The organism is Bacteroides sp. ZJ-18 (assembly GCF_011038705.2).
In the GTDB taxonomy this organism is placed as follows: Bacteria; Bacteroidota; Bacteroidia; order Bacteroidales; family Bacteroidaceae; genus Bacteroides; species Bacteroides hominis.
The window spans coordinates 3,508,566-3,532,228 of sequence record NZ_CP072198.1 but is presented as its reverse complement, the minus strand read 5'-3'; the positions used below and the strand labels follow the sequence as shown (position 1 = coordinate 3,532,228).

Here is a 23,663-nt window from a genome sequence, read left to right as displayed (position 1 = left end):
GGATATAGGGCCTAAATGTTCGGAGTTGTCCAAACTTTCCTCTATCTTTGCCAGTGAATAGAGATTTAACAGATAAATTTTATGCCCGACTATATCGAAGAACTTAATGAAAGCCAGCGTGCAGCGGTGCTCTACGGTGATGGTCCTTCACTGGTCATTGCCGGTGCCGGTTCTGGAAAGACACGCGTACTTACTTATAAGATAGCCTATCTGCTCGAGAACGGTTACAATCCCTGGAACATCCTGGCACTGACTTTTACCAACAAAGCCGCCCGTGAGATGAAAGAGCGCATTGCCCGGCAGGTGGGCGAACAGCGTGCACGGTATCTCTGGATGGGTACATTCCATTCGGTGTTCTCCCGTATTCTTCGTGCCGAGGCATCCCACATCGGGTTTACGTCACAGTTCACCATCTACGACTCGGCGGACAGCAAGAGCCTGCTCCGTTCCATCATCAAGGAGATGGGGCTTGATGAAAAGACCTATAAACCCGGCAGTGTACAGGCTCGCATTTCCAATGCCAAGAACCATTTGGTGTCTCCTTCGGGCTATGCTGCCAACAAGGAGGCTTACGAGGCAGATGCTGCGGCCAAGATGCCTGCCATACGCGACATTTACAGCCGTTACTGGGAGCGTTGCCGGCAAGCCGGAGCAATGGATTTCGATGATTTGCTGGTCTATACCTATATTCTTTTCCGCGATTTTCCCGAAGTGCTGGCGCGCTATCGTGAGCAGTTCCGTTATGTGCTTGTCGACGAGTATCAGGACACCAACTATGCGCAGCACAGCATTGTGTTGCAGCTCACTAAGGAGAATCAGCGTGTTTGTGTGGTGGGTGACGATGCGCAGAGCATCTACTCTTTCCGGGGAGCCGACATCGACAATATTTTGTATTTCACCAAGATATATCCCGACACAAAAGTCTTCAAGCTTGAGCAGAATTACCGTTCTACCCAGACCATCGTCCGTGCAGCCAACAGCCTGATCGAAAAGAACGAGCGGCAGATCCCCAAAGAGGTTTTCTCCGAGAAAGAACGGGGGGAAGCCATCGGTGTATTCCAAGCCTACAGCGATGTGGAAGAGGGCGATATCGTGACCAATAAAATCGCCCAGCTGCGTCGCGAACACGATTATGGCTATTCTGATTTTGCGATCCTTTACCGCACCAATGCCCAGAGCCGTGTCTTCGAGGAGGCCTTGCGTAAGCGGAGCATGCCTTATAAGATTTACGGCGGTCTCTCTTTCTATCAGCGTAAGGAAATAAAAGACATCATAGCTTATTTCCGTCTGGTGGTCAATCCCAACGACGAAGAGGCGTTCAAGCGGATTATCAATTATCCGGCACGCGGCATCGGTGATACTACGGTGGGGAAGATTATCAAAGCCGCCACCGACAACAATGTCAGCCTGTGGACTGTGCTGTGCGAACCCATCACTTACGGACTTACTATTAATAAAAATACACACACCAAGTTGCAAGGCTTTCGTGAACTGATCGAACAGTTCATGACCGAGGTGGCGGAGAAGAATGCCTATGAAATAGGTACGGCAATCATCCGCCGGTCCGGCATTATCAATGACGTCTGTCAGGACAATTCGCCCGAAAACCTGAGCCGCAAAGAGAACATCGAGGAACTGGTGAACGGTATGAATGATTTCTGTGCCATGCGTCAGGAAGAGGGGAACACAAATGTTTCACTGATCGACTTTCTCTCCGAAGTATCCCTGCTCACCGATCAGGATTCCGATAAGGAGGGAGATGGTGAGAAGGTGACTTTGATGACGGTGCATTCTGCCAAAGGGCTGGAGTTCCGCAATGTATTTGTGGTAGGGTTGGAAGAGAATCTCTTCCCCAGTGGCATGGCGGGCGATTCACCGCGCGCGATGGAAGAAGAACGCCGCCTGTTCTACGTCGCCATCACCCGTGCCGAGGAACACTGTTTCCTCTCGTTTGCCAAAACCCGTTTCCGTTACGGAAAGATGGAGTTCGGCAGTCCCAGTCGGTTCCTGAGGGATATCGACACCCGCTTTCTGCAACTTCCGCAGGAGGCAGCTTTAGGCCGTAGCGTTGACGAAGGAGCCGGCCGTTTCCGCCGCGAAATGGAGGAGGGATACTCCCGCCGTCCGTCTGCCGAGCGTTTTTCTGCCCGTCCGTCTGCCGACCGTCCGCAGCGTGAACGTCCGAAGGAGCAGATCATTGCCCCGACCGTCCCCCGTAACTTGAAGAGGGTGAGCGGTACCACGGTATCCCCATCGGCAGCTCCCGGAGCCGGCATTACAGGTGTACAACCCGGGCAGACCATTGAACACGAGCGTTTCGGCATAGGCCAGGTGATTCGTGTCGAAGGTTCGGGCGACAATGCCAAAGCAACGATCCATTTTCGTAATGCGGGCGATAAACAGTTGCTGCTGCGTTTTGCGAGATTTAAAGTAATAGAATAATTATTCACTACAGAGGACACAGAGTTCACAGAGGAAGAATTTAAGATCTTTCTATAAACCTGGAAAATAAAAACTCCGTGCCCTCTGTGTCCTCTGTGGTGAACCTTGTAGTTGACTATGATAGATTTTACCCAATTTCCCTCTCCGTGCTATATCATGGAGGAAGAATTGCTGAGAAAGAACCTCAGTCTGATAAAGAGTGTGGCCGACCGGGCCGGAGTTGAAATCATCCTTGCTTTCAAGTCTTTTGCCATGTGGCGTTCATTCCCAATTTTCAGGGAATACATCGGACATTCCACGGCAAGCTCCGTCTACGAGGCACGCCTGGCACTCGAAGAGTTCGGCAGTAAGGCACACACTTATTCTCCGGCTTATACCGAAGCCGACTTTCCGGAAATCATGCGTTGCAGCAGTCATATCACGTTCAATTCCATGGCGCAGTTCCACCGGTTCTACCCGATGACCGTGGCCGGAGGCAGTGATATTTCTTGCGGCATTCGCATCAATCCCGAATATTCCGAAGTGGAGACCGAACTCTATAATCCGTGCGCTCCCGGCACCCGTTTCGGCATCACTGCCGATCTGCTGCCCGAACAGTTGCCGCAGGGGATCGAGGGTTTTCATTGCCATTGCCATTGTGAATCATCTTCGTTCGAACTCGAGCGTACTTTGCAACATCTTGAAGAGAAGTTCTCCCCGTGGTTCTCTCAGATAAAGTGGCTCAACCTGGGAGGCGGACATCTGATGACCCGTAAAGATTATGATACCGGGCACCTCATAGGCTTGTTGCAGGGCTTAAAGAAACGTTATCCGCATTTGCGCATCATCCTTGAGCCCGGTTCGGCTTTCACCTGGCAAACCGGGGTACTGACTTCCGAGGTGGTAGATATTGTCGAGAGCCGTGGTATCCGTACCGCCATTCTTAACGTCAGCTTTACCTGTCACATGCCCGACTGTCTGGAAATGCCTTATCAACCGGCCGTTCGCGGGGCGGTGATGGGAGAGGAGGGACCGTTTGTCTATCGGCTCGGAGGTAATTCCTGCCTGAGCGGAGACTATATGGGTTCCTGGAGTTTCGATCATGAATTGCAGATCGGCGAACGTATCGTTTTTGAAGATATGATACATTATACGATGGTAAAAACAAATATGTTTAACGGGATTCACCATCCTGCCATTGCTTTGTGGACGGCGAGTGGAAATGCTGAAATCTTCAAGCAATTTTCCTATGAAGATTATCGCAATAGAATGAGTTGATAATCAAAACATTTGTCGTTTGGCAAAAACAAAATGCACATTTTCCTGAGAAAAAAGTATCCCGAATGCTTGCAGATATCAAGAAAATGCCTACCTTTGCAACCGCAATCGAGAAACAACGGTTGCAAATGCGGAAATAGCTCAGTTGGTAGAGCATAACCTTGCCAAGGTTAGGGTCGCGAGTTCGAGTCTCGTTTTCCGCTCTCTTTGAAATGTTGGAAACCTTTTGCCCAGGTGGCGGAATTGGTAGACGCGCACGTTTCAGGTGCGTGTGTCGAGAGGCATGCAGGTTCGAGTCCTGTTCTGGGCACAAAAGGTGAGAATAGTTCAAAGCTTTAATCGAGATTGGAGAGGTGGCGGAATTGGTAGACGCGCTACTTTGAGGGGGTAGTGACATTACTGTCGTGGGAGTTCGAGTCTCCTTCTCTTCACATTCTTTATTAAAGTTGTTTTGCGGAAATAGCTCAGTTGGTAGAGCATAACCTTGCCAAGGTTAGGGTCGCGAGTTCGAGTCTCGTTTTCCGCTCAACAAGAATGTCGGTTATCTGTTCCTCTCCATTTAAACAGCAGATTCCTGATTAGTCAATGCCCAGGTGGCGGAATTGGTAGACGCGCACGTTTCAGGTGCGTGTGTCGAGAGGCATGCAGGTTCGAGTCCTGTTCTGGGCACTACATTGCGGAAATAGCTCAGTTGGTAGAGCATAACCTTGCCAAGGTTAGGGTCGCGAGTTCGAGTCTCGTTTTCCGCTCAAAGAAAAAGGAAGTTGAATCATTTGATTCAGCTTCCTTTTTTTGTTTGCCGTTTACCGGGGTCAGTGCCATGCTGATTCCACAAACTTCACCACAGAGTCACACAGAGTTTTAATGTTTTTCACCACAGATTACACGGATTATCACAGATTGAGAAATAGATAAATCTGTGTTAATCTGTGTAATCTGTGGTGAGCTCCGTTCATTAGCAATAAAACTCTGTGTACTCCGTGTACTCTGTGGTGAAGTTTGTGGTGAATTTAAAAGCTTTCCTCTTTTACCTCAAAGCACGGGCATGCCTTGATCCACTCTTCGGGTTCTATCTCTCCGTTTCCGTTCAGGTCCGGACTCAGATCCCTGTGTCCGCATACCCTGCTTCCGGGATACTCCTTCAGCAATACTTTCACCAGTACCCGCATTGAATGTTTTTGCCATTCTGTCCGGGTGTCTTTGGGTCGTCCGTTGCAGTCCAGCCCTCCTTCGTAGCAGATGCCTATGGAGTGTGCGTTGAATCCCTTGGCATGTGCCCCGGCCCGTTCCACCGGTCGGGTAGTGATGATCTTCCCGTCCTTGCGTATGTAGAAGTGATAGCCCGCTCCTTCGAATCCCCGTCTTCGGTGACACTCCTCCAGGTCATGCTCCGTGAAGCAGCGGTCTTCTCTGGTTGCGGAGCAGTGAATAACAATCAGATTGATTTCTCTCATAGTTCCGGTTCTATTTTTCGGTGTTCCCCCCGCGGAGAAACATCAGGAATGCCAGTAGACATTCCAGTATTTTTTGTATTTTCTTCATTGTTTTTGCTGTATTAAGTTTCGTTGTTTCACCACAGATTTCACAGATTATCACAGATAAAGATTTATTTTCTCTGCAATCGAACTTAAAATTTAAATCTGTGTAAATCTGAGTAATCTGTGGTGCGGATTTATGCCGTCGGGTCGTCCACAATGCCCCCGTCTCCGCTTCCTCCGCCTTCCGGAGCGCCTGCCGAAGCCATGGCAAACGTCACGTTGTTCGGGCTTCGGGTCATGCTCCGACTGGCGTTCACCAGCTTCATTGCCTTATCGGGTATGAACCGCACGTTCACCCGCTTGATATTCTTCACCGTGCACTCCTTCTCGGTTTCGCCCGGCAGGCAGGTCAGCGTCATGTGGAAGGTTCCCAGTCCTTCTATTTTCACTTTGTTTCCCTGCGTCAGCACCTTTCGCAGCTGTTCCACCAGCGCCTCTATGGTGTGTTTCACATCGCCCGTTGTCAGGGCGCAATTGGTCTGGATATCTTCCGCCAGTGCGTCGATATCCATAACTTTGGCTGTTCCCGCTTTCTGGCGGATGTAATACAACATGGGAGAGTTCTCCTGATTGACATACTTCTTGCGCTGATAGCGCTCCACTGATACTTCCATACAATAAAAAGTTAAGGTTTAGGTTAATAAATTTCTTGTCTCAATCACTACGTAAAGATACGAAATCAAACAGGTAAAGTCAAGTAAAATGATGAAAATAACGATGTGTAGGTTAAGAAAACGGAGCCTCTATCTGGCATTCTTTTTTATCCATTCCATGGGCGGAACGTAGTCGCCTATTTTGGTCATGCTCTTGTTGTGTCCGAAGTATACGTTTCCCGTTTCCCCGTTGCGGTGTTTGGCGATGATGGCTACTCCCAGTCCCTCCGTCGGATATCCGCTTTGTTTGTCTGTTGCCAGATGTGCCAGTGCCGGACGATAGAGGAGGAGCACCAGGTCGGAATCCTGTTCGATGGCTCCACTCTCACGCAGGTCGGCCAATTCCAGACGTCCGTACGCCCTGTTTTCGGAGCCACGGTTGAGTTGGCTTAGCAAGATGACCGGGATGTGCAGCTCTTTGGCCAGCAATTTTGCTTTACGGCTCGCCTGCGCCACCTCTTGTTCCCGGTTCCGGTTGGTTTGTTCGGTGCGCATGTCACACAGTTGCAGGTAGTCTATGATGATAAAGTCACACTTCCCTTTGCTTTGCAGTAACCGGGCGCTCGAGCGTACACGGTCCATGCTCATATCCGGGTTATCGTCTACGCAGATGGGGAGCCTTGCCAGTTCTCCGGCCGTTTGCCGGGCCTGTAGCCATGTTTCCTGTGATAGCTTTCCGCTTCGCCAGAGGTATGGGTCCATTTCTCCTGCCGACAGGAGCCAGCGGTCGCCCAACCGCTCGGCTTGCATCTCGAGGCTGTACACTACCGTGTGGTGTCCGGCCGCTGCCGCAGCTTTTGCCAGATGGAGTGCAAAGGCGGTTTTTCCCACTGCCGGACGGGCGGCGATGGTGATCAGATCGCTGTTTTGCCATCCTCCTGTCATCTTGTCCAGTTCGGCCAGTCCGGTGGGGATTCCGGTCACTCCGTCCTTATTTTTCTGCATGCGTCCTTCCGCTTCGGTCAGGGTTGCCTGCATCAGCGTGTCCATATCGCGCAACTGCCTGTTGTGCCCACATGCCCCTTCCAGCCTGTCCAGCAGGTTGTGTCCATCCACTAACGTGTCTGTCAGGTCGATGGTTTCGTCGCCGGAGAGTGTCAGCAGTTTGCTGAATCCCACGATCATTTCCCTTCGGATGTACTTTTGGTGAACGATGCGTGCGTGATATTCCAGGTGTGCCGAACTTGCCACCCGGCTACTCAGTTGGGTGATGTAGAACGGCCCTCCGGCATCGTCCAGCTTTCCACGTTTGCGAAGCTCCTCGGTGGCGGTGAGGATGTCGATGTTCGTACCGGCGTGGAACATCGCCTGCAATGCGGCGTAAATCAGTTGATGACGGGTGACATAGAACATTTCCGGTTTCAGCAGTTCGTCAATCAGTGCCATGCCTTCTTTTTCAATCAGGCAGGCTCCGAGGATGGTTTCCTCGAGTTCGGGTGCTTGGGGTTGTAACATAATGTTTGGATGGTATATGGTTTGGGGTATAGTTCACCACAGAGGGCACAGAGGGCACAGAGTTTTAAGCTTTTATTATGGGATATTGAAGAGAGAGAAATTTCTCTGTGCCCTCTGTGTCCTCTGTGGTGAATAATCTTAAAATTCGTATTCGTTCAGAAACGCCTTATCTTCCAGATATGTGGCTGCCTGTTTACAGAAGCGTATGTCCTTTTGGTGGGTGTAATACTCCTCGATGTTTTCCAGTGCCAGTTTCTTTTCCGTTACCGTCAGTTTTTTCCATTCTTTCCGGGCACGGGCTATGTTTATCTTATCTTTCTGGGTGATCTGGTGATAAAGATCCCAGAAGTCGGCAAAGCCTTCCGTCGCATGGCTGTCCCGGGTGGTGGCGGCTTTTTTATGTCCGGTCCAGAGGTCATAGTCTGTTACCCGGAGCAGGGTGATTCCGGCGGGATTCTCTACCACCTCCATGATTCCGGATTTGAACAACGTTTCGAAGAAGCGGCGGGTGCGGTATCGGCTCCATCCCAGTGTCTTTTCCCACTGTTTGTAGGTATATACGGTTTCACCCCGCCGGCAAACGATCCGGTTGCCTTGTACACAAACCTCCGTATCGGAGTAGTTGACCCGCGTCAATACCTGTATCCATGCTTCCAGGTAGCCCTCGGTTTGCGATCCGGTTTTGAAGAAATCTTCGATCATGGATTTGGGAATCAGGATATATCCTTTTTTCAGAATTGTCTCGGTCGGTGCGTTCATGGAATTTCGTTTTAAAGGTTATTGAATGTGCCGTCCTTTCCCGAACGGCATGACAAAGCTACGCATAGAAGGGCAAGGATGCAAAAGATTGGTGTAGATTGGTGCAAAAGTGTACGGTGATCCCCATTGCCGTCCTACGCACACTCTGCCGGGGTGAAACCGAGCCTTGTTTTCACCCTTTCAGACCCTCTGTTGCCGTCATTCAGAGCCTCCAAATCACCAACACGGACACCAACATGCTTTCAGACTTGTAGTCCGTTGTCCGTCAGTTATTTACGGAGGATGTTCCGGAAGCCGCCAACAGGCAGACCTGCACATAAATAAATAATAAGCAAAAAGATATATTAACATATATCAGTCGAATTTGCGATCGGCGAACAGTTTTTGGACCCGATCCTCCGGATGTTCGCGTAGCCATTGGTACACCGTGTCGGGCATTCCCCAATGCTGTATCACGATACAGATCTGCCGGGGTGTCAGCAGTGTATTGGAGCGTTTGTATCCTGCTTCCAGTAGTTCGGCATGCAAGTCCGGATATCGTTCTATCTGCTCACGCATCTGTCTGCCCGCCGAGCGGGGATAAATACAAGTTGTAAAATACGCCATCGCCACGTCCGACAGCAGGCAGCTTCCACTCAGCAGCCAGTCAAAATTTAAGTCTTTCATTCTTATTGTTTTTGTTTACGTGGCAAAGTAGCATATTCTCTGCTTATCGAGAAAGACTTTTTTACTATGTAACGGAACTGAATGCTTGCATGGGTTTTGTTCTGTTCTTTCACCACAGAGGACACAGAGGACACAGAGATTAATTGGCTGCGCTCTATTTGTTTTCAGACGAAAGAACAGATGAACCAATAAAGAATTATCTGTTCTTTTGTTCTTCTGTCTAAAAAAACTCTGTGTCCTCTGTGTCCTCTGTGGTGAAATCGTTTTTATCCCGGTTTTGAGCAAAAATCCTCCTCAGTTGTTATTTACAGAAATAAAGATCATCCATACATAAAACCAACACCATGGAAAAGAATATTTTCAAACTGGACAACGAACAACTCAAAGGGATTGCCTATGCATTCCGGGAGAAAGTGGAAGAAGGATTAAGTAAAAAAAATGCAGAGATACAATGTATTCCTACCTTTATTCTGCCCAAGGCGGCCGATGTCAAAGGGAAGGCCTTAGTCCTCGATCTGGGAGGTACCAACTACCGGGTGGCGATTGTCGATTTCACGCAAGAAAAGCCGGTCATCTACCCGAACAATGGCTGGAAGAAAGACATGTCCGTCATGAAGTCGCCCGGCTATACGCGCGAAGAACTGTTCAAAGAACTGGCCGATCTGATTGTGGAGATAAAACGGGAAGAGGAAATGCCTATTGGCTATTGTTTTTCTTATCCCGCCGAATCAGTGCCCGGAGGAGATGCAAAGCTGCTTCGTTGGACCAAAGGAGTGGATATCCGGAAAATGGTCGGGCAGTTTGTGGGGAAACCTTTACTCGACTATCTGAATGAAAAGAATAAAATAAAGTTTACAGGCATCAAAGTTCTGAATGACACGATCGCCAGTTTGTTTGCCGGGCTTACCGACAAGAGTTACGACGCCTATATCGGCCTGATTGTCGGGACCGGTACGAATATGGCCACTTTTATTCCCGCTGACAAGATAAAGAAACTGGATCCGGCATACAGCGTAGAGGGTTTGATTCCTGTCAATCTGGAGTCGGGCAACTTTCATCCGCCATTCTTGACAGCGGTGGATGATACGGTGGATGCAATGTCCGACAGCATGGGCAAACAGCGTTTTGAGAAAGCGGTGTCCGGCATGTATTTAGGGGATATATTGAAAGCGGCCTTTCCGTTGGATGAATTTGAAGAAAAGTTCGATGCCCGGAAGTTGACTGCCATCATGAACTATCCGGATATCCACAAAGATATCTATGTGCAGGTGGCCCGTTGGATCTATAGCAGATCGGCCCAACTGGTTGCCGCGTCCCTTGCCGGACTGATCGCATTGCTGAAATCATACAACAAAGATATTCATCGGATTTGTCTGATAGCCGAAGGAAGCCTCTTCTGGAGTGAGAGCCGGAAAGATAAAAGTTACAATATTCTTGTGATGGAGAAATTGCAGGAACTTCTTCGCGAACTTCAACTGGAAGATGTGGAAGTTCATATCAATAACATGAGCAATGCCAACCTGATAGGAACCGGTATTGCAGCACTGACTTGATTGTATTTGGGCTCACCACAGAGTACACAGAGTACACAGAGTACACAGAGTACACAGAGTACACAGAGGATATACAAACAAGAGCTTAAAACTCTGTGTCCTCTGTGTCCTCTGTGGTGAATTGAACTCAAAACCATTCTTTTAAGACACAACACGTAAAATACAAAAGAAAATGTTATCTTTGTATTTATAAGTTTGTCTGTTATTTATCCGGAATAAAAGAATATGAGCAATAAAATCTATCCTATCGGGATACAGAATTTTGAGAAAATCCGTAAAGAGGGCCTTTTCTATATTGATAAAACAGCATTGGTTTATCAAATGGTAAAGACCGGGAGTTATTATTTTCTGAGCCGTCCCCGTCGCTTTGGAAAAAGTTTGCTTGTTTCTACCCTCGAAGCCTATTTTCAGGGAAAAAAGGAGCTCTTTGAAGGGCTGGCGATGGAAAAGCTCGAGAAAGAATGGATAAAACACCCGATATTGCATCTGGATTTGAATATAGAGAAATATGACTCACTGCAAAGTCTTGAGGATATATTGGAGAAAGCAATTGTGGCATGGGAGAAACTCTATGGAGCTGAACCTTCGGAGCGCTCTTTGTCTCTGCGCTTTGCCGGTGTCATAGAGCGTGCTTGCAAGCAGGCGGGGCATCGTGTAGTCATTCTGGTCGACGAATATGATAAGCCTATGCTGCAATCCATCGGGGATGAAGAATTGCAAAAGGAGTTTCGCAAGACGTTGCAAGCCTTTTATGGAGCCATCAAAACAATGGATGGATACATCCGGTTTGCTTTTCTGACCGGTGTCACTAAGTTTGGTAAAGTGAGTGTGTTCAGTGCTTTGAACAATCTGATTGATTTGTCGATGGACGAACGTTACGTGGCATTGTGCGGCATCACTGAAGAGGAAATACGGACTAATCTGGAGCAAGAATTGTACGAACTTGCCGACAGGCAGAGGATGGGTTATGAAGAGGTGTGCCGTGAATTGAAGGAATGCTATGACGGGTATCATTTTGTGGAAGATTCGATCGGCATTTACAATCCTTTCAGCCTGCTGAATACGTTCTATAAAATGAAATTTGGAAATTATTGGTTTGAAACGGGTACTCCTACCTATTTGGTAGAACTGTTGCAGATGCATCACTATGATCTTCATAAAATGGCGCATGTGGAAACCGATGCGGATGTATTGAACAGCATCGACTCTTCCTCTACCAATCCTATTCCTGTGATTTATCAAAGCGGTTACCTTACCATTAAGGGGTATGACCGTGAATTTGGAATTTACCGTTTGGGATTCCCGAACCGTGAAGTGGAGGAGGGGTTCATGAAATTCCTGCTTCCCTACTATGCGAATACCGATAAGGTAGAAGCTCCGTTTGAAGTTCAGAAGTTTGTCCGTGAGATTCGCGCCGGAGACTATGACTCTTTCTTCCGCCGTTTGCAAAGTTTCTTTGCGGATACCACTTACGAGAGATAGTTCGCGAGCAGGAACTCCATTACCGGAATGTGCTCTGATAGGAACCGGTATGGCAGCGCTGACTTGATTGTATTTGGGGCTCACCACAGAGTACACAGAGTACACAGAGGATATATAAACAAGAGATTAAAACTCTGTGTCCTCTGTGTCCTCTGTGGTGAAAAGAAAATGTTATCTTTGTATCTATGGGTATAAGGATAATAAAGAAGGGACAATTGTTGCATCCCTTACATTTTTGTAACCACGTGTGAGAATCTAAAAAATAATTGTGTACATTTGCAAAAGACTAACTTCAATGCCCCATGGATACACTGATCAATGCCCCGCTTAGAAAACTCCCGATAGGGATACAGAGTTTTGAGAAACTGCGCTCCGAAAATTTCCTTTATGTAGATAAGACCGCATTGATTTACCGGCTGGCTCAAGCGGGCAATCCCTGTTTCCTGAGCCGTCCCCGCCGCTTTGGCAAGAGCCTGTTGCTTTCTTCTTTCGAGGCCTACTTTCAAGGTAAGAAGGAACTCTTCCGCGGATTGGCTATCGAGAAATTGGAAAAAGAGTGGCTGCAATATCCCGTGCTGCATCTCAGCCTCAATGCGGAGAAGTATGACAGTCGTGAGGGGCTGGTCGATATACTTGAGCGGCAGTTGCGGCAGTGGGAAGAGTTATACCGGACTGGAGGAGAAGGCATTACGCACTCCGGACGTTTCATGACCGTCATCCGGCGCGCCTGCGAACAGACGGGGCGCCGCGTGGTGGTGCTTATCGACGAATATGACAAACCCTTGCTGCGTTCGTTCGACAATCAGGAGTTGCAACACGATTTCAGGGAGACGCTGACCGCTTTCTATACTGTGCTCAAAGATGCCGACCCCTGGTTGCAGTTCGTCTTCATCACCGGAGTGACCAAATTCGCGCAAATGGGCATTTTCAGTAATCTGAACCAACTGAACGATATCAGTTTCGACCTCGACTATAACACCCTCTGCGGTATGACCCGTGCGGAGATAGAAGCTACCTTCTCTCCCGAATTGGAAGCCTTGGCAGTGAAAAGTAATGCGACCTGCCGGCAGGTGATGGACCGGCTAACTCTCCAATATGACGGATACCGGTTCACCAAAGACGAGGAATTCACCTCCATGTATAATCCCTTCAGCGTGTTGAGTGCCTTGCAGAAGCGTTCGTATGGCAATTACTGGTTTGCGAGCGGCACGCCCACCTTCCTGGTGGAGATGCTGCAGAAGACCGATTTCGACCTGAGGGAGATGGAGGGCATTGAGGTGAATGAGGCTTCGCTGAGCGACGACCGCGCGGATATAAACAATCCGATACCCATGATTTATCAGAGCGGATATCTGACGATTAAGGACTACGACGAGCGCTTCCGGATGTACACGCTGGGGTTCCCCAACGAGGAGGTGAAATATGGTTTCCTCAACTTCGTCAGTCCCTTCTACACTCCTATAGCCCAGACAGACACCTCGTTCTATATCGGCAAGTTCATCCGCGAGTTGGAGAGCGGCGATGTAGACGCTTTCCTCACGCGCCTGCGCTGCTTCTTTGCCGGTATTCCCTACGACCTGAACGACCGCACGGAGCGGCATTATCAGACGGTGTTCTACCTCGTCTTCCAGCTTATGGGGCAGTTTACGGAGACGGAGGTCCGGAGTGCCCGGGGGCGTGCCGATGCGGTGGTGAAGACACCGGACTACATCTACGTGTTTGAGTTCAAGCTGAACGACAGCGCCGAGGCTGCCTTGAGGCAGATTGATGAAAAGGGATATCTGCTGCCCTATCAGGCGGACGGGCGGAAAGTAGTGAAGGTGGGTGTAGCCTTCGAGAAGGAAGAACGGAATATTGGGAAGTGGGTGATAGGAGGATAACTCACCACAGATTACACAGATTCTCACAGAAGTGTACGGGCGATACGAAATTAAAGAGCAGAGGCTACTTCCCCTTCATCCACCCCTTTCTCTCTTAAAATATCCCAGTACCGTGCAAGGCGACAGCTTGTGGCGGTCGCGATAGCGTGACTCAAACTCGTAGCGGGTGCAGAGCCAGCGGCAGAAGCAGCGGTAAGTGATGCGGAGGTTCAGGCGTCGCTGCAGGTCTTCATAAAATAGGGCGATCCGGCTGAAAAAGCTGCTTACCTGTTTTCGGGTGATTTTCCGTTTCCGGGGGGCTTGTGGTGAGGCGGCTTGTTCCTCCTTGGCTATCAGGTAGCGCAGCACACGGATGTCTTTTTCTATCGATTCTTCTTTTTCACGCAGTCGCTGTTGTTTCTCTTCTTTTTTTCTTAATGACTCTTTCAGGTCCTGGATGCTCTTTTTCATTTTACTTTGAGGTTTGTATGGGATGGCGGATGCCAATGTTTGTTAAATCGACGTTAGGATCGGCAAAGATATACAAAAAGAGTATAGCATATCGTCCCGGGGATTGTTCTGCAAAGTCTCTTTAGATGTTTTTTGTAAAGATATAGATTCTGTTATCCGGCTATTTACACAATTTATATCTAAAGGAGATTTGTAAACTAAAAACAATGGATAAGATGAATGAAACATTAACAGTATTTATGATTTCGGAGATCGAAAGGCTCAAAGAAGAGGGGCGTGAACCGGCCCGGCGTATCTACCATAATATGCTGCGTACGCTTAGGGAGAGTGCAGGAAAAGAGGAGATCGGATTCGAAGAGGTGAGTCCGGTGTTTCTGGACAAGTATGAACATTGGCTGCTGGGAAAACGGTTGAGCTGGAACACGGTATCGACTTACATGCGTGCCTTGCGTGCGGGCTACAACAGAGGGATGAAAGGCCGCCCGGGATATGTGACCGGGCTTTTCGATAAGGTATACACCGGTACGCGCTCCGACGTGAAACGTGCTGTCAGTCCGGGGACAGTGGGGCGGATGATCCGGATGGCAGGACATCCGGATGGAGACGCTTCAGGGAAAGCCGTCGACTGGTTTGTGCTGATGTTTATGCTTCGGGGAATCCCGTTTGTCGATCTGGCTCACTTGCGCAGGAATAATCTCGATAAAGGAGTGCTGACCTACTGCCGCCACAAGACGGGGCAGGAGGTGACCATCACCGTACCGCATGAGGCGATGGAAATTATCAACAGGAGGATGGCTGAGAACTGCCATCCGAGCTATCTGCTGCCTATCCTGGGGCAACCCCGTACCCGAAAGCGGCATACAAAGAAAAATCCCACTCCTTATCAGGAATATCAATGTGCCCTGCGTAACCTGAACCGGCAGTTGGAACGGGTTTCGGTGGAGTTGAAACTGGGAGGCAGGCTCAGTTCATACACCGCCCGCCATACGTGGGCCACGGTCGCTTTTCATCAGGAGACTCCCGTAGGAGTTATCAGCCGTGCGTTGGGACACTCCTCGGTGAAGGTGACCGAAACTTACCTGAAGCCTTTCGGGGACAGGGAAGTAGATCGGACAAACAGGAAGATAATCCGGTATGTGCTGAATGCGGTTTGAAAAACGAAAAATAGAATGTATTATGCTTGTAATCAGAGAAGTGTATAGACCGTTACTTTGTAGGTAACGGCAATGAATTATTGCTGCAAAATTGGATATTATTTTTCACACAAACAAATAAAAAGACAAGTTTTTTATAAAAAAGGCAATTAATTTTAAAAAAGATGCATGCTTTGCATTAGTTTTCCCTATTTTCTCCTAAAAAAACTATAAGAGGGGTTGGCCACGTTTACTGTTATTTAACGCGGATGATTATTCTATTGCCATCATCAGATGTTTTTTATTATTTAAATCTCAGTGTCCTGTCAGGAACGCTATCCGAATCTATTTTATGTTAATTGCCGTTACCTACAAAGTAACGGACGATCACACAACAAAACAAAATAGCTTATGCTTACGCCGTTAACTTTGACAGCCATATCTGTCTTGCGTCATATTTCCCTTCAGGAAACAGTAAACTTCCAGGAATTAGAAGGTAGTTGTAAGCCTCTTGGCGAACTTCTGGGGCAATTGGAATCCGCAGGGCTGATACGTGTCAAGGCGGATCATGCCGGTGATGTCACTCCGGAAATCTATGAGCTGACCCGTCCCCTCTTCCAAATCTCCCTGCTCCATGTAATGGAAGCCACGGACCAACATCTGAATTGCAATCAACCGGATTGTGAGAAAATGTACGCACGCTATCACCGTGCCGCCCATAAGTTGGGGATCATCAACCAGATGACCCGCGTCTACCTGTCGGAGATACCTCTGACCGATTTATGAACGGATTGCCGGTTTGTTTCAGATAAACTAACAGAATGAAAAAACAACTATTCATATTGCTTTTGCTTGTTTCGGGCAACGTGCTGGCACAGAGGGCAGCAGTTAAAACCAATTTGCTGCACGATGTCGCGACCGCTCCTTCGCTTGCCGCCGAGTGGGCGTTGGCCTCCCGATGGACACTCGATGTTTCGGGAAGCGCCTGTCCGTGGAGCTTTGAGAACAACCGGAAGTGGAAATTCTGGATGGCACAGGGGGAGGCGCGCTACTGGCTTTGCCAATCGTTCTACGGGCATTTTTTGGGCGTGCATGCCGGAGGGGGAGAGTACAACCTGAGCCGGGTGCGTCTGCCTTTTGTCTCCCATTCGGCCTCTTCCCGCTACGAGGGGTGGGCGGTGATGGCAGGGTTTTCATACGGCTACTCGTGGGTGCTGGGCAAACGCTGGAATCTGGAGGCTACCGTAGGCGCGGGATGGGTACATGCCGAGTACAAACGCTTTAATTGCCCTGCCTGTGGCGAATATCGGGGAGCGGATAAGAAAAACTTCCTGGCACCGACCCGTGTGGGCGTCAGCTTGATTTATATGCTAAAATGAAAAGTTTTATGAAAGAGAAGATACGATCGACCCGTTTAAGAATATGCTTTCGGAAGGCTTTGGCGTCAGCCTGTTGCCTGGCGGCCTTTGCCCTGTGTTCCGGCATGCCGTCTGCCCGTGCGGCGGGGCCGTCCGGAGGAGTGGCCCTTACTGCTGCCCGAATGCAGCGTGCGGGTGGACAGGTATATGTCTCGTTTGCCATAAAGATAGCCCCCCGCGCAGTGCGTGCCCGTCACCGCTGGGTGATTACCCCTTGTCTGGGCAATGCCTCGGATAGCGTGTTGCTCAGCCCGTTTGTGGTGACGGGGCGCATCATGGCACGCAGGGCGAGGCAACAACGTCTCTTGAAAGGCAGTGCCGGTGAGGCGGGTCATCGGCTGACCGCCCGCAATGGAGATACCTTCTTGTATACCGATACGCTGCGCTATGCTCCGTGGATGGAGAGTGGTTTGAACCTGCGGCTCGACATCGACCGGGAAGGTTGCTGCCGGGTACAGACGGTGGGGAGCGTCGTTTCCTCCGGTGCTTTTCCGGTGGTTTTGCCCTATCGTCCCTCGGTTTGTGAGGTTGCTCCGCAGGTGAGCCGGTCGGTAGCGGAACATGCGGCTGACTATCCGTTCTTGTGTGAGGCGGGCAGCCGTCCCCTGCGTGAAAGCGGCATCGGTATTCGTTTCCGTGCGGCGTCGGCAGTGGTGGATACACTATACTCGGCCAATGCCGGAAATCTGCGCCGGATAACGGAAGCCATCGGATTGCTGCGTGCGGACAGTTGCGCATCCCTGCAAGGTATCTCGATCACCGGATATGCTTCGCCCGAAGGAGCGACGGAGCTGAACCGGAAGTTGTCGGCGAAACGTGCCGAGGCTTTGCGGCATGCTCTCTCGGGCCGTATGAACCTGCCTGTATCGTTGTTTGAACTGAATGCCGGGGGAGTAGACTGGGACAGGCTGGCCGAACTGGTAAATGAAAGCGACATGACGTATAAAGAGGAGGTGCTTGCCATTCTTCGCAGCCATCCGGAGGAAGAACGGAACGACAGGCTGAAAGCTTTGGCGGGAGGGCGTCCGTACCGTTCGGTGCTGGATGTGCTCTATCCGCAGTTGCGCGATGCCTGCTACATCCGTGTGGAGTATGCCAACCGTTCTGACAGTGTGGCGGATACGGTGAACCGTGCGATAGCCGCCATTCGGGTGCGGGATTATGAAGAAGCATTCCGGCTGCTGAAAACAGTAGAGGCGGACGAACGTTCGTGGAACGCACGGGGAGTATGCCATCTGTTGTGCGGAGACGACAAAGAGGCCGGGATATGGCTGCACAGAGCGGCGAAAGCCGGAAACCGGGAGGCGGAGGAGAACCTTAAAAAGATGAATGCGGAACAACGGGCCGCGACAACCGGTATAACGCAATAAGTGTATCACATAATATAAAAAGAAATGAAAAGACTAAAGTACATGAGTATGATGGGGTTGGCTGCTTTGCTGCTGACAACCTGGTCCGCCTGTTCCGACGATACGGACATCCCGGGCGGAGAGAATCCGGAAGAAGCGAGAGCTTATACCACAGTGACCATTGCCGTGCCGAACGGCGTGGCGGAAACAAGAGCCGGTACGACGGCAGATACTGACGATAACACTACTGAAGCCGGTTCGGAGGATGAATACAAAGTGAAGACCGCCAATCTGTATTTGTTTCCGGGAGGAGCGGGTAGTAGCTTTGGTAGCGCTAAGTTGAAAGAGATTATTTCCATCAACCAGTTTACACAAATGACAGCCAGCACTGCCGACGCTAAAACGATTGTATGGACCAGTAAGAAAACAGCCTTGACCCCGGGAGACTATCGTATTTATATTGTGGTGAACGGTACGGTCAATGGAGTGTCTGACAGCAGCAAGAATAGCTTGACCGAAGCCGATTTCCTTGCAAAGACAACGGCTGACGCTACGGGCGTGATAGCCGCTGTGCCGGACGCCGGACTGGTGATGGCGAGCCGTTCTCCCAACAGTGATAATACGAATACTCTTCCTTATATTGCCCAGACGATCACCAAAGATCCGGAACAAACCATTGCGGCAACGGTAGAGCGTATGATGGGAAAGATTACGGTGACGGCGGGAGGAGCCAATGTGGCTTCTGCCCCTAATGTGTATACCAGCTTTTCTACCACAGTGACTGCTATCGGCAATATTACGAATATCACCCTGAAAGGCTATTATGTAGTCAACGCACGGAAAGAGGGATATTATTTCCGTCATGTGGATAAAGAAAGCACTGCAACGAGTTCTTTGACCGAGGCAAATTATGGTAACTCAAGCACTTCATTGCCGTATGTGGTAGATCCGAAAACGTATAGTAAAACTTATTCCGGCACACCTGCTGCTTTGGCCAATAGCTATGCCACCTGGTATCTGCAAGCATCAGGCGCATTCAGCTTGTCGTCTTTCGGTTCTTTTGGGGGAACTTATACGGCTATGCCGGGTTATTCTTCCAGTGCGGCAGAAACCAAAGTCGCCGCTTACTGCCATGAAAACACGATGCTGAAGGATAAACAGAAGAACGGATATACAACCGGTATCGTATTTAAAGCGGAAATAGCTCCGAGTAAAATGATGCAAAAAAAGGCTGGTAGTGGTGGTGTGGAAGAGAACTCCACATTTACCAGCATGTCTGAAATCTTCTATCATTCCGGCATCTTTTACAAGGATATTGCAGCGCTGAAGGAAGCCGGCGTATTGCTGGCGGACGGAACTACTTCCAGCTCTGCCAGTGGTGCCCCTGCTGACCTGAAGAAGAACGACGTCCAGTGCTTCAAAAAAGGGAGTGCCGATGGCAAGTTCGTTTGTTATTATCCGTATTGGATCAAGCATATCCCTTCGGAAAATACGGCAGAAGACGTGATGGAGTTCGGCATTGTCCGCAACAATGTCTATAAAGTAACCGTCACCGGTATTCAAGGTGTGGGCAAAGACGGTGTAACCGAAGATATCATCACCGATACCGAAACCGATGATCCGACCACCGTATTGCTGAATGTGAAGTTAAGTATCAAACCCTGGACAGTACGCACGAATAGTGCCGTATTGGGACGTTAACCCACTGTTTTCTGTTATAAAGTAATTGCTTTGAGATAGGTTTTCACCACAGAGTACACAGAGGGCACAGAGAACATATTTTTCTCTTCAATACCCTATAAACAAGAGCATAAAACTCTGTGTCCTCTGTGTACTCTGTGGTGAACCCCTTGTTCAATCATAAAATTTTCCCAACCATGTCCGATAACTTTCAGACCTCCTGTTTCTTCCATTCCGGCAGTCGGCTTCTGCCGTTCTTATGGTTTTGCCTGTTGGCGGGCTTATCCGCCTGCTCGTGGACCAAGGACGATCGCGGCGACTGTCCCAGTGGTTTTCGTATTCGTCTTCAGCCTGCATTGCATGCACAGATACAGCCCGGTAGCGGGATAGGCATCATCACCGACGAGATTGACACATTGTCCCTCTACGTGTTCGACGCACAGGGACAGTTTGTCTGCCTGCACACTGAAAACAGGCAATCGCTGACTGAAAACGGATCTATCATTACCCTGCCACTGGAATATAAAGACGGAGATGTTTACGAACTGGTGTTCTGGGCGGGAGGGGACAACCGGCATTACCGGATACCGCAGCTCACACCGGGCAGTTCGACCCGTGACGAGTTGGTCCTCTGGCTGGAACGTGACGGGGACGGACGTCAGGATGACGAACTGGGACACCTGTGGTATGGGCATGTCCGGCTGAGCCGGATACAGCCTTCGGAACTGACATCGGTCAGTGTGCCGATGCTGAAGGATAGCAACCGGTTCATCATCACCCTGCACGACACTTCGGGCGAGGGGCTGGATGCCGATGATTATGACTTTACCCTGTTGGCGGATAACGGTCACCTGAATGCCGATAACGAGATAATAACGGGCAACCGGGTGACTTATGCCGCCTACCATACGGAGTCCGCGTCCGAAACGGAACCGGCGGTCACCCGCACGGGAGAAGTCAGCCTGGCACGTGCCCGCTTGAATACATTGCGCTTACTGGCAGGGCAGGAGGCCCGTCTGGTGGTGACTGACCGCACCTCGGGACAGAAAGTAGTGGACGTCGACCTGACGCATTATCTGCTGATGACGCGTCCTTTGTTTGAAGAGAGCAGCGGTGTGGAGCTCAGCGACCAGGATTACCTTGATTACGAAGATCAGTTCAACGTGATTTTCTACCTTACCCCGATGGGAAGGCTGGAGGCGCTGAACATTAACGGATGGATTATCAGACTGAATGATGCACAACTGTAAAGGCAGCATATTTACCTTGTTTTTTCGGTTTCTGCTCTGCCTGCTGGCATGTGGATGCTCCGACGATACCGATATGCCGGGCACTCCGGCAGGGACGGACCGGGTGACGGCGTGTGTCCGTTTCTCGGTGCGGGTGGCGGGAGCAACTACCCGGGCGGCCGTATCGGCGGGCGAAGCGGTTGAGGAGAAGATCTCTTCTGTCGCCGTTTTTCTGGTATCGGTAGACGGGAGCGGAAACGAAGACTGGAATGATGTGCAGTACGAAGTGGTTTACGGCGCTACAAGTGGTGTGACGGACGTATATCAGGCCCGCATACCGACCGCTCCCGGACGGAAGAAGGTCTATGTGGGTGCCAATCTGTTGCCCGGTCAGGTGCATGCCATTTGCGGGCAGGCGGGAGGCCTGGGATTGTATACCGCTGCCGGAGACGGATATGACGAAGTGATCGGACAGTTTGCCCGTCAGGCGGAGGGCATTGCCATGACCGGAAAAGCCGCCGATGCCGTAACGGTCAGTGCGGGTACCGATGTGAATATAGATCTTACGGCCTCGCCTGTCGCGCTCGAAAGGGTGGTGGCTAAAGTGCTGCTGGTGTGCGATACCTATACGGACGACGGAGGGGCGTATGTACGGATGTCCGACAATGCGGCTCGTCCGGCGGATGATCCGGGCTGGATCTGTTTGTCGGAAGTGCGGTATGCCCTCAATACGGTGAACCGGAAGGTGTATCTGAATGCGCCTTCGGATGGGAAAGATCCTAACTATGAAGTAGACCCGTATGTGGTAAAAGATGGTGGCAGCAATTATGTGTCGGCACCCGATGTGCCTGAACAGCAATTCGCTTACCGTACCTTGGGCAGTGTCTGGGCAGAAGGTAGCGCTCCGGAAGCGTATGACGCCCCCCGGTACAATGCTACGGCCACTGTCCCCTCGACAAGCGGCGCTTATACCGGTGGACTGTATTGTCCGGAGAACACCACTGCCACTTCTACCGCCTCTCTTGAAGGCGGGCTGGATCTGACAGGAACACTCAATTCAACCCAAGCGGAGATTCCCCGCCTGGTGGCTACCCATCTGCTGGTAGCGGCGAAGTTTGTCCCCAAACAGATTATTACCGGGGCGGGAACCACGCAAACCCTGTCATCTCCCGCCGATGCCGCTACTCACTTGCCCGCAACGACGACACCTGCCGATGCGGAAGCACATGCGGCAGGCACTTACTTTACCAACGGGAGTGACTGTTACAGCTATGCGGGCATGAAGGCCGTCATCGATGCGGGTACGCTGAAACGTACTGATTTTACCGCTTACGAAGGCGGGATCGGTTATTATTACACTTATATAGACGGCGCAACTGCTGCCGACGGCACAATTGCTTTCAGTGCGGATTCCGGCATTTTGCGCAACCGTTATTATCTGCTGCGTATTACCCGGTTTAGTCTGCCTTCGGCCGCTTTGCCGCAACCGATGCGTGCCACGATGAAAGTAACGGACTGGGTGACGAGTTCGGGTAATACAATTATAGTCAGGCCGACGTAGAAAGGAAAATGTGGTGAAAAAGAAAGCATACAACTATGAATAAAGAAGAAAAAAAGAGTAGATTCTGCCGGGCATGCCTGCTGCTTTGCCTGTGTCTGCTGTCTGCCTCGTGTGCATCCGGAGAAGGAGAGTACGAACAGGAGATACCCATGGAGGTAGCTCTCACCCGTACGGATGGGGTGGCAGGCAGCGAAAGCACTCCGTTACTGCTGTTCTGGAAAGAGACGGATTTCAGTGCGGGGACATTGGGCTCTCCTTATAAAATCTCCACTCCGGCAGGGGCGATCGGTGATTACGCCGATGCACCCTATAATACGGAAGCGGATTATCCGGCTGATAACTCCCGGGTGGTGGTGATGGGACTTTGCCCTTCGGTCATGACTATGGCAGATGGTCACGGCACCTATTCGTTACCGTCTTCGGGAACAGGGCTGACCGATGTGCTGGTTACTCCGAATGGAGTTACGGGCAGCAGGAAGCAACCTTTCGGGCGGGCGTTGGAGTTCGCGCATGCCGCCGTACGCATCGTGCTCAAGGCAAGGCGTACGGACAACACGGTCGGTAAGCTGTATGTCAAGAACCTCAGGTTGACAGTACCCTCACGGTTAGTGTGCGGAGGGGTGAAATGGGATACGGGGGTGAAACACTATGTAGCGGCTCCGGCTTCTGCCGATTTGGCTATCGATCATCCCGGTCAGATATTGAGTACGGAGGATACGCAGATTGCGGTATTCTATCTGATACCCTGTGCGACGAACGACTTGCTGACCGATATTTCCTCTGTGGGTACACCGGGGCTTACGTTGACAGCGGATGTGGCCAAGGATGTAAATTTTACGACCGGAGCGCGAAAGGCAAGCTTTCCTGTTTTGGATGGCAATCTGAATTTCATGGATCAATCCGGAACCCCGGTAACTCAGTTGCAAGCCGGAGAGTCGTATGGAACCACTCTCAATTTTGATATCGACTCTTTTACGCTGGAAGGCGAAGAGAAAGAGTGGGGGGATGGAGGAAAAATGACCATTCCCGTGGTAGTTCCTGAACCGGTTCCAAGTACATAGATGAACGGTGAACAGGGAACGGTGAACAGGGAAGGGGCTGTAAACTTAAATACTCTAACTCTGTGCCCTCTGTGTCCTCTGTGGTGAATCTAAATAA

At 50.3% G+C, this 23,663-nt stretch carries 18 protein-coding genes, 6 tRNA genes and 1 pseudogene; 19 read left to right on the top strand and 6 right to left on the bottom strand.

Going from position 1 to position 23,663, the window contains the following annotated elements; all coding sequences use genetic code 11:
- The first annotated feature begins 81 nt into the window (after positions 1-81).
- The 8 genes from G7Y45_RS14200 (at position 82) to G7Y45_RS14165 (ending at position 4,448) form a co-directional block, all read left to right on the top strand.
- Positions 82-2,442, top strand: coding sequence for an ATP-dependent helicase (locus tag G7Y45_RS14200; RefSeq protein ID WP_032536723.1), 2,361 nt, complete (start codon positions 82-84; stop codon positions 2,440-2,442).
- Between the two features lie 117 nt (positions 2,443-2,559).
- Complete coding sequence (gene nspC / locus G7Y45_RS14195) at positions 2,560-3,699, top strand: carboxynorspermidine decarboxylase (RefSeq protein ID WP_032537980.1); 1,140 nt, start codon at positions 2,560-2,562, stop codon at positions 3,697-3,699.
- 130 nt (positions 3,700-3,829) lie between these two features.
- Positions 3,830-3,902, top strand: a tRNA-Gly gene (locus G7Y45_RS14190).
- 25 nt (positions 3,903-3,927) lie between these two features.
- Positions 3,928-4,009: transfer RNA gene (locus G7Y45_RS14185), tRNA-Leu, on the top strand.
- 37 nt (positions 4,010-4,046) lie between these two features.
- A tRNA-Leu gene (locus tag G7Y45_RS14180) sits at positions 4,047-4,130 on the top strand.
- A gap of 22 nt (positions 4,131-4,152) precedes the next feature.
- Positions 4,153-4,225: transfer RNA gene (locus tag G7Y45_RS14175), tRNA-Gly, on the top strand.
- Positions 4,226-4,286: 61 nt separating this feature from the next.
- Positions 4,287-4,368 (top strand) — tRNA-Leu (locus G7Y45_RS14170).
- 7 nt (positions 4,369-4,375) lie between these two features.
- Positions 4,376-4,448: transfer RNA gene (locus G7Y45_RS14165), tRNA-Gly, on the top strand.
- 261 nt (positions 4,449-4,709) lie between these two features.
- Here G7Y45_RS14165 and G7Y45_RS14160 read toward each other — a convergent pair.
- The 5 genes from G7Y45_RS14160 to G7Y45_RS14140 all read right to left on the bottom strand — a co-directional run bounded on the left by G7Y45_RS14160 (position 4,710) and on the right by G7Y45_RS14140 (position 8,770).
- Positions 4,710-5,153, bottom strand: coding sequence for an N-acetylmuramoyl-L-alanine amidase (locus G7Y45_RS14160; RefSeq protein WP_005778037.1), 444 nt, complete (start codon positions 5,151-5,153; stop codon positions 4,710-4,712).
- Positions 5,154-5,371: 218 nt separating this feature from the next.
- Positions 5,372-5,851 carry an HU family DNA-binding protein gene (locus G7Y45_RS14155; protein ID WP_022011627.1) on the bottom strand — a complete coding sequence of 160 codons (480 nt, stop codon included), beginning with the start codon at positions 5,849-5,851 and terminating at the stop codon, positions 5,372-5,374.
- A 129-nt stretch (positions 5,852-5,980) separates the two neighbouring features.
- Positions 5,981-7,345, bottom strand: a complete 1,365-nt coding sequence (gene dnaB / locus G7Y45_RS14150) for a replicative DNA helicase (RefSeq protein ID WP_005806404.1) — start codon at positions 7,343-7,345, stop codon at positions 5,981-5,983.
- A 138-nt stretch (positions 7,346-7,483) separates the two neighbouring features.
- Positions 7,484-8,104, bottom strand: coding sequence for a hypothetical protein (locus G7Y45_RS14145; protein ID WP_165015159.1), 621 nt, complete (start codon positions 8,102-8,104; stop codon positions 7,484-7,486).
- 354 nt (positions 8,105-8,458) lie between these two features.
- Positions 8,459-8,770 carry a DUF4248 domain-containing protein gene (locus G7Y45_RS14140; protein WP_005806399.1) on the bottom strand — a complete coding sequence of 104 codons (312 nt, stop codon included), beginning with the start codon at positions 8,768-8,770 and terminating at the stop codon, positions 8,459-8,461.
- A 344-nt stretch (positions 8,771-9,114) separates the two neighbouring features.
- Between G7Y45_RS14140 and G7Y45_RS14135 the strand changes: the two genes are divergently transcribed.
- From G7Y45_RS14135 to G7Y45_RS14125, 3 genes and pseudogenes are all read left to right on the top strand, one after another.
- Positions 9,115-10,323: a hexokinase gene (locus tag G7Y45_RS14135; protein ID WP_005778023.1), complete on the top strand. Its 1,209-nt coding sequence runs from the start codon at positions 9,115-9,117 to the stop codon at positions 10,321-10,323.
- Positions 10,324-10,548: 225 nt separating this feature from the next.
- Positions 10,549-11,840, top strand: a pseudogene (locus G7Y45_RS14130) (AAA family ATPase); the annotation flags it as partial.
- 267 nt (positions 11,841-12,107) lie between these two features.
- Entirely contained in the window at positions 12,108-13,685 is a 1,578-nt protein-coding gene (locus tag G7Y45_RS14125; RefSeq protein WP_165015156.1) for an ATP-binding protein, read from the top strand.
- 75 nt (positions 13,686-13,760) lie between these two features.
- On the opposite strand, the gene G7Y45_RS14120 is transcribed toward G7Y45_RS14125, so the two are convergent.
- The gene (locus G7Y45_RS14120) at positions 13,761-14,135 is read right to left on the bottom strand and encodes an SNF7 family protein (protein ID WP_165015153.1); all 375 of its coding nucleotides are present in this window, start codon (positions 14,133-14,135) and stop codon (positions 13,761-13,763) included.
- A gap of 206 nt (positions 14,136-14,341) precedes the next feature.
- Here G7Y45_RS14120 and G7Y45_RS14115 point away from each other — a divergent pair, with 206 nt between their 5' ends.
- From G7Y45_RS14115 to G7Y45_RS14080, 8 genes are all read left to right on the top strand, one after another.
- On the top strand, positions 14,342-15,289 hold the full coding sequence (locus G7Y45_RS14115) for a Tsr25 family tyrosine-type DNA invertase (protein ID WP_080594274.1): 948 nt from the start codon (positions 14,342-14,344) through the stop codon (positions 15,287-15,289).
- Positions 15,290-15,679: 390 nt separating this feature from the next.
- Positions 15,680-16,054, top strand: a complete 375-nt coding sequence (locus tag G7Y45_RS14110) for a hypothetical protein (protein ID WP_032530991.1) — start codon at positions 15,680-15,682, stop codon at positions 16,052-16,054.
- Between the two features lie 35 nt (positions 16,055-16,089).
- Positions 16,090-16,647, top strand: a complete 558-nt coding sequence (locus G7Y45_RS14105; RefSeq protein WP_165015150.1) for a DUF3575 domain-containing protein — start codon at positions 16,090-16,092, stop codon at positions 16,645-16,647.
- Between the two features lie 8 nt (positions 16,648-16,655).
- Entirely contained in the window at positions 16,656-18,056 is a 1,401-nt protein-coding gene (locus G7Y45_RS14100; protein ID WP_165015147.1) for a hypothetical protein, read from the top strand.
- Positions 18,057-18,080: 24 nt separating this feature from the next.
- Positions 18,081-19,736, top strand: coding sequence for an Mfa1 family fimbria major subunit (locus G7Y45_RS14095; protein WP_165015143.1), 1,656 nt, complete (start codon positions 18,081-18,083; stop codon positions 19,734-19,736).
- Positions 19,737-19,912: 176 nt separating this feature from the next.
- Complete coding sequence (locus tag G7Y45_RS14090; RefSeq protein ID WP_165015140.1) at positions 19,913-20,965, top strand: FimB/Mfa2 family fimbrial subunit; 1,053 nt, start codon at positions 19,913-19,915, stop codon at positions 20,963-20,965.
- Positions 20,952-22,505 (top strand): Mfa1 family fimbria major subunit, encoded by a 1,554-nt coding sequence (locus G7Y45_RS14085; RefSeq protein ID WP_165015279.1) that lies wholly within the window; start codon positions 20,952-20,954, stop codon positions 22,503-22,505. Before G7Y45_RS14090 ends, G7Y45_RS14085 begins: the two co-directional genes overlap by 14 nt.
- A gap of 35 nt (positions 22,506-22,540) precedes the next feature.
- Positions 22,541-23,566 (top strand): hypothetical protein, encoded by a 1,026-nt coding sequence (locus tag G7Y45_RS14080; RefSeq protein ID WP_165015137.1) that lies wholly within the window; start codon positions 22,541-22,543, stop codon positions 23,564-23,566.
- Positions 23,567-23,663: the final 97 nt, after the last annotated feature.

What these genes read in the sequence shown, in the direction of transcription:
- G7Y45_RS14200 (WP_032536723.1), top strand. Translation starts at nt 82, where the DNA reads ATGCCCGACTATATCGAAGAACTTAATGAAAGCCAGCGTGCAGCGGTG.
- nspC (WP_032537980.1), top strand. Translation starts at nt 2,560, where the DNA reads ATGATAGATTTTACCCAATTTCCCTCTCCGTGCTATATCATGGAGGAA.
- G7Y45_RS14160 (WP_005778037.1), bottom strand. Translation starts at nt 5,153, where the DNA reads ATGAGAGAAATCAATCTGATTGTTATTCACTGCTCCGCAACCAGAGAA.
- G7Y45_RS14155 (WP_022011627.1), bottom strand. Translation starts at nt 5,851, where the DNA reads ATGGAAGTATCAGTGGAGCGCTATCAGCGCAAGAAGTATGTCAATCAG.
- dnaB (WP_005806404.1), bottom strand. Translation starts at nt 7,345, where the DNA reads ATGTTACAACCCCAAGCACCCGAACTCGAGGAAACCATCCTCGGAGCC.
- G7Y45_RS14145 (WP_165015159.1), bottom strand. Translation starts at nt 8,104, where the DNA reads ATGAACGCACCGACCGAGACAATTCTGAAAAAAGGATATATCCTGATT.
- G7Y45_RS14140 (WP_005806399.1), bottom strand. Translation starts at nt 8,770, where the DNA reads ATGAAAGACTTAAATTTTGACTGGCTGCTGAGTGGAAGCTGCCTGCTG.
- G7Y45_RS14135 (WP_005778023.1), top strand. Translation starts at nt 9,115, where the DNA reads ATGGAAAAGAATATTTTCAAACTGGACAACGAACAACTCAAAGGGATT.
- G7Y45_RS14125 (WP_165015156.1), top strand. Translation starts at nt 12,108, where the DNA reads ATGGATACACTGATCAATGCCCCGCTTAGAAAACTCCCGATAGGGATA.
- G7Y45_RS14120 (WP_165015153.1), bottom strand. Translation starts at nt 14,135, where the DNA reads ATGAAAAAGAGCATCCAGGACCTGAAAGAGTCATTAAGAAAAAAAGAA.
- G7Y45_RS14115 (WP_080594274.1), top strand. Translation starts at nt 14,342, where the DNA reads ATGGATAAGATGAATGAAACATTAACAGTATTTATGATTTCGGAGATC.
- G7Y45_RS14110 (WP_032530991.1), top strand. Translation starts at nt 15,680, where the DNA reads ATGCTTACGCCGTTAACTTTGACAGCCATATCTGTCTTGCGTCATATT.
- G7Y45_RS14105 (WP_165015150.1), top strand. Translation starts at nt 16,090, where the DNA reads ATGAAAAAACAACTATTCATATTGCTTTTGCTTGTTTCGGGCAACGTG.
- G7Y45_RS14100 (WP_165015147.1), top strand. Translation starts at nt 16,656, where the DNA reads ATGAAAGAGAAGATACGATCGACCCGTTTAAGAATATGCTTTCGGAAG.
- G7Y45_RS14095 (WP_165015143.1), top strand. Translation starts at nt 18,081, where the DNA reads ATGAAAAGACTAAAGTACATGAGTATGATGGGGTTGGCTGCTTTGCTG.
- G7Y45_RS14090 (WP_165015140.1), top strand. Translation starts at nt 19,913, where the DNA reads ATGTCCGATAACTTTCAGACCTCCTGTTTCTTCCATTCCGGCAGTCGG.
- G7Y45_RS14085 (WP_165015279.1), top strand. Translation starts at nt 20,952, where the DNA reads ATGCACAACTGTAAAGGCAGCATATTTACCTTGTTTTTTCGGTTTCTG.
- G7Y45_RS14080 (WP_165015137.1), top strand. Translation starts at nt 22,541, where the DNA reads ATGAATAAAGAAGAAAAAAAGAGTAGATTCTGCCGGGCATGCCTGCTG.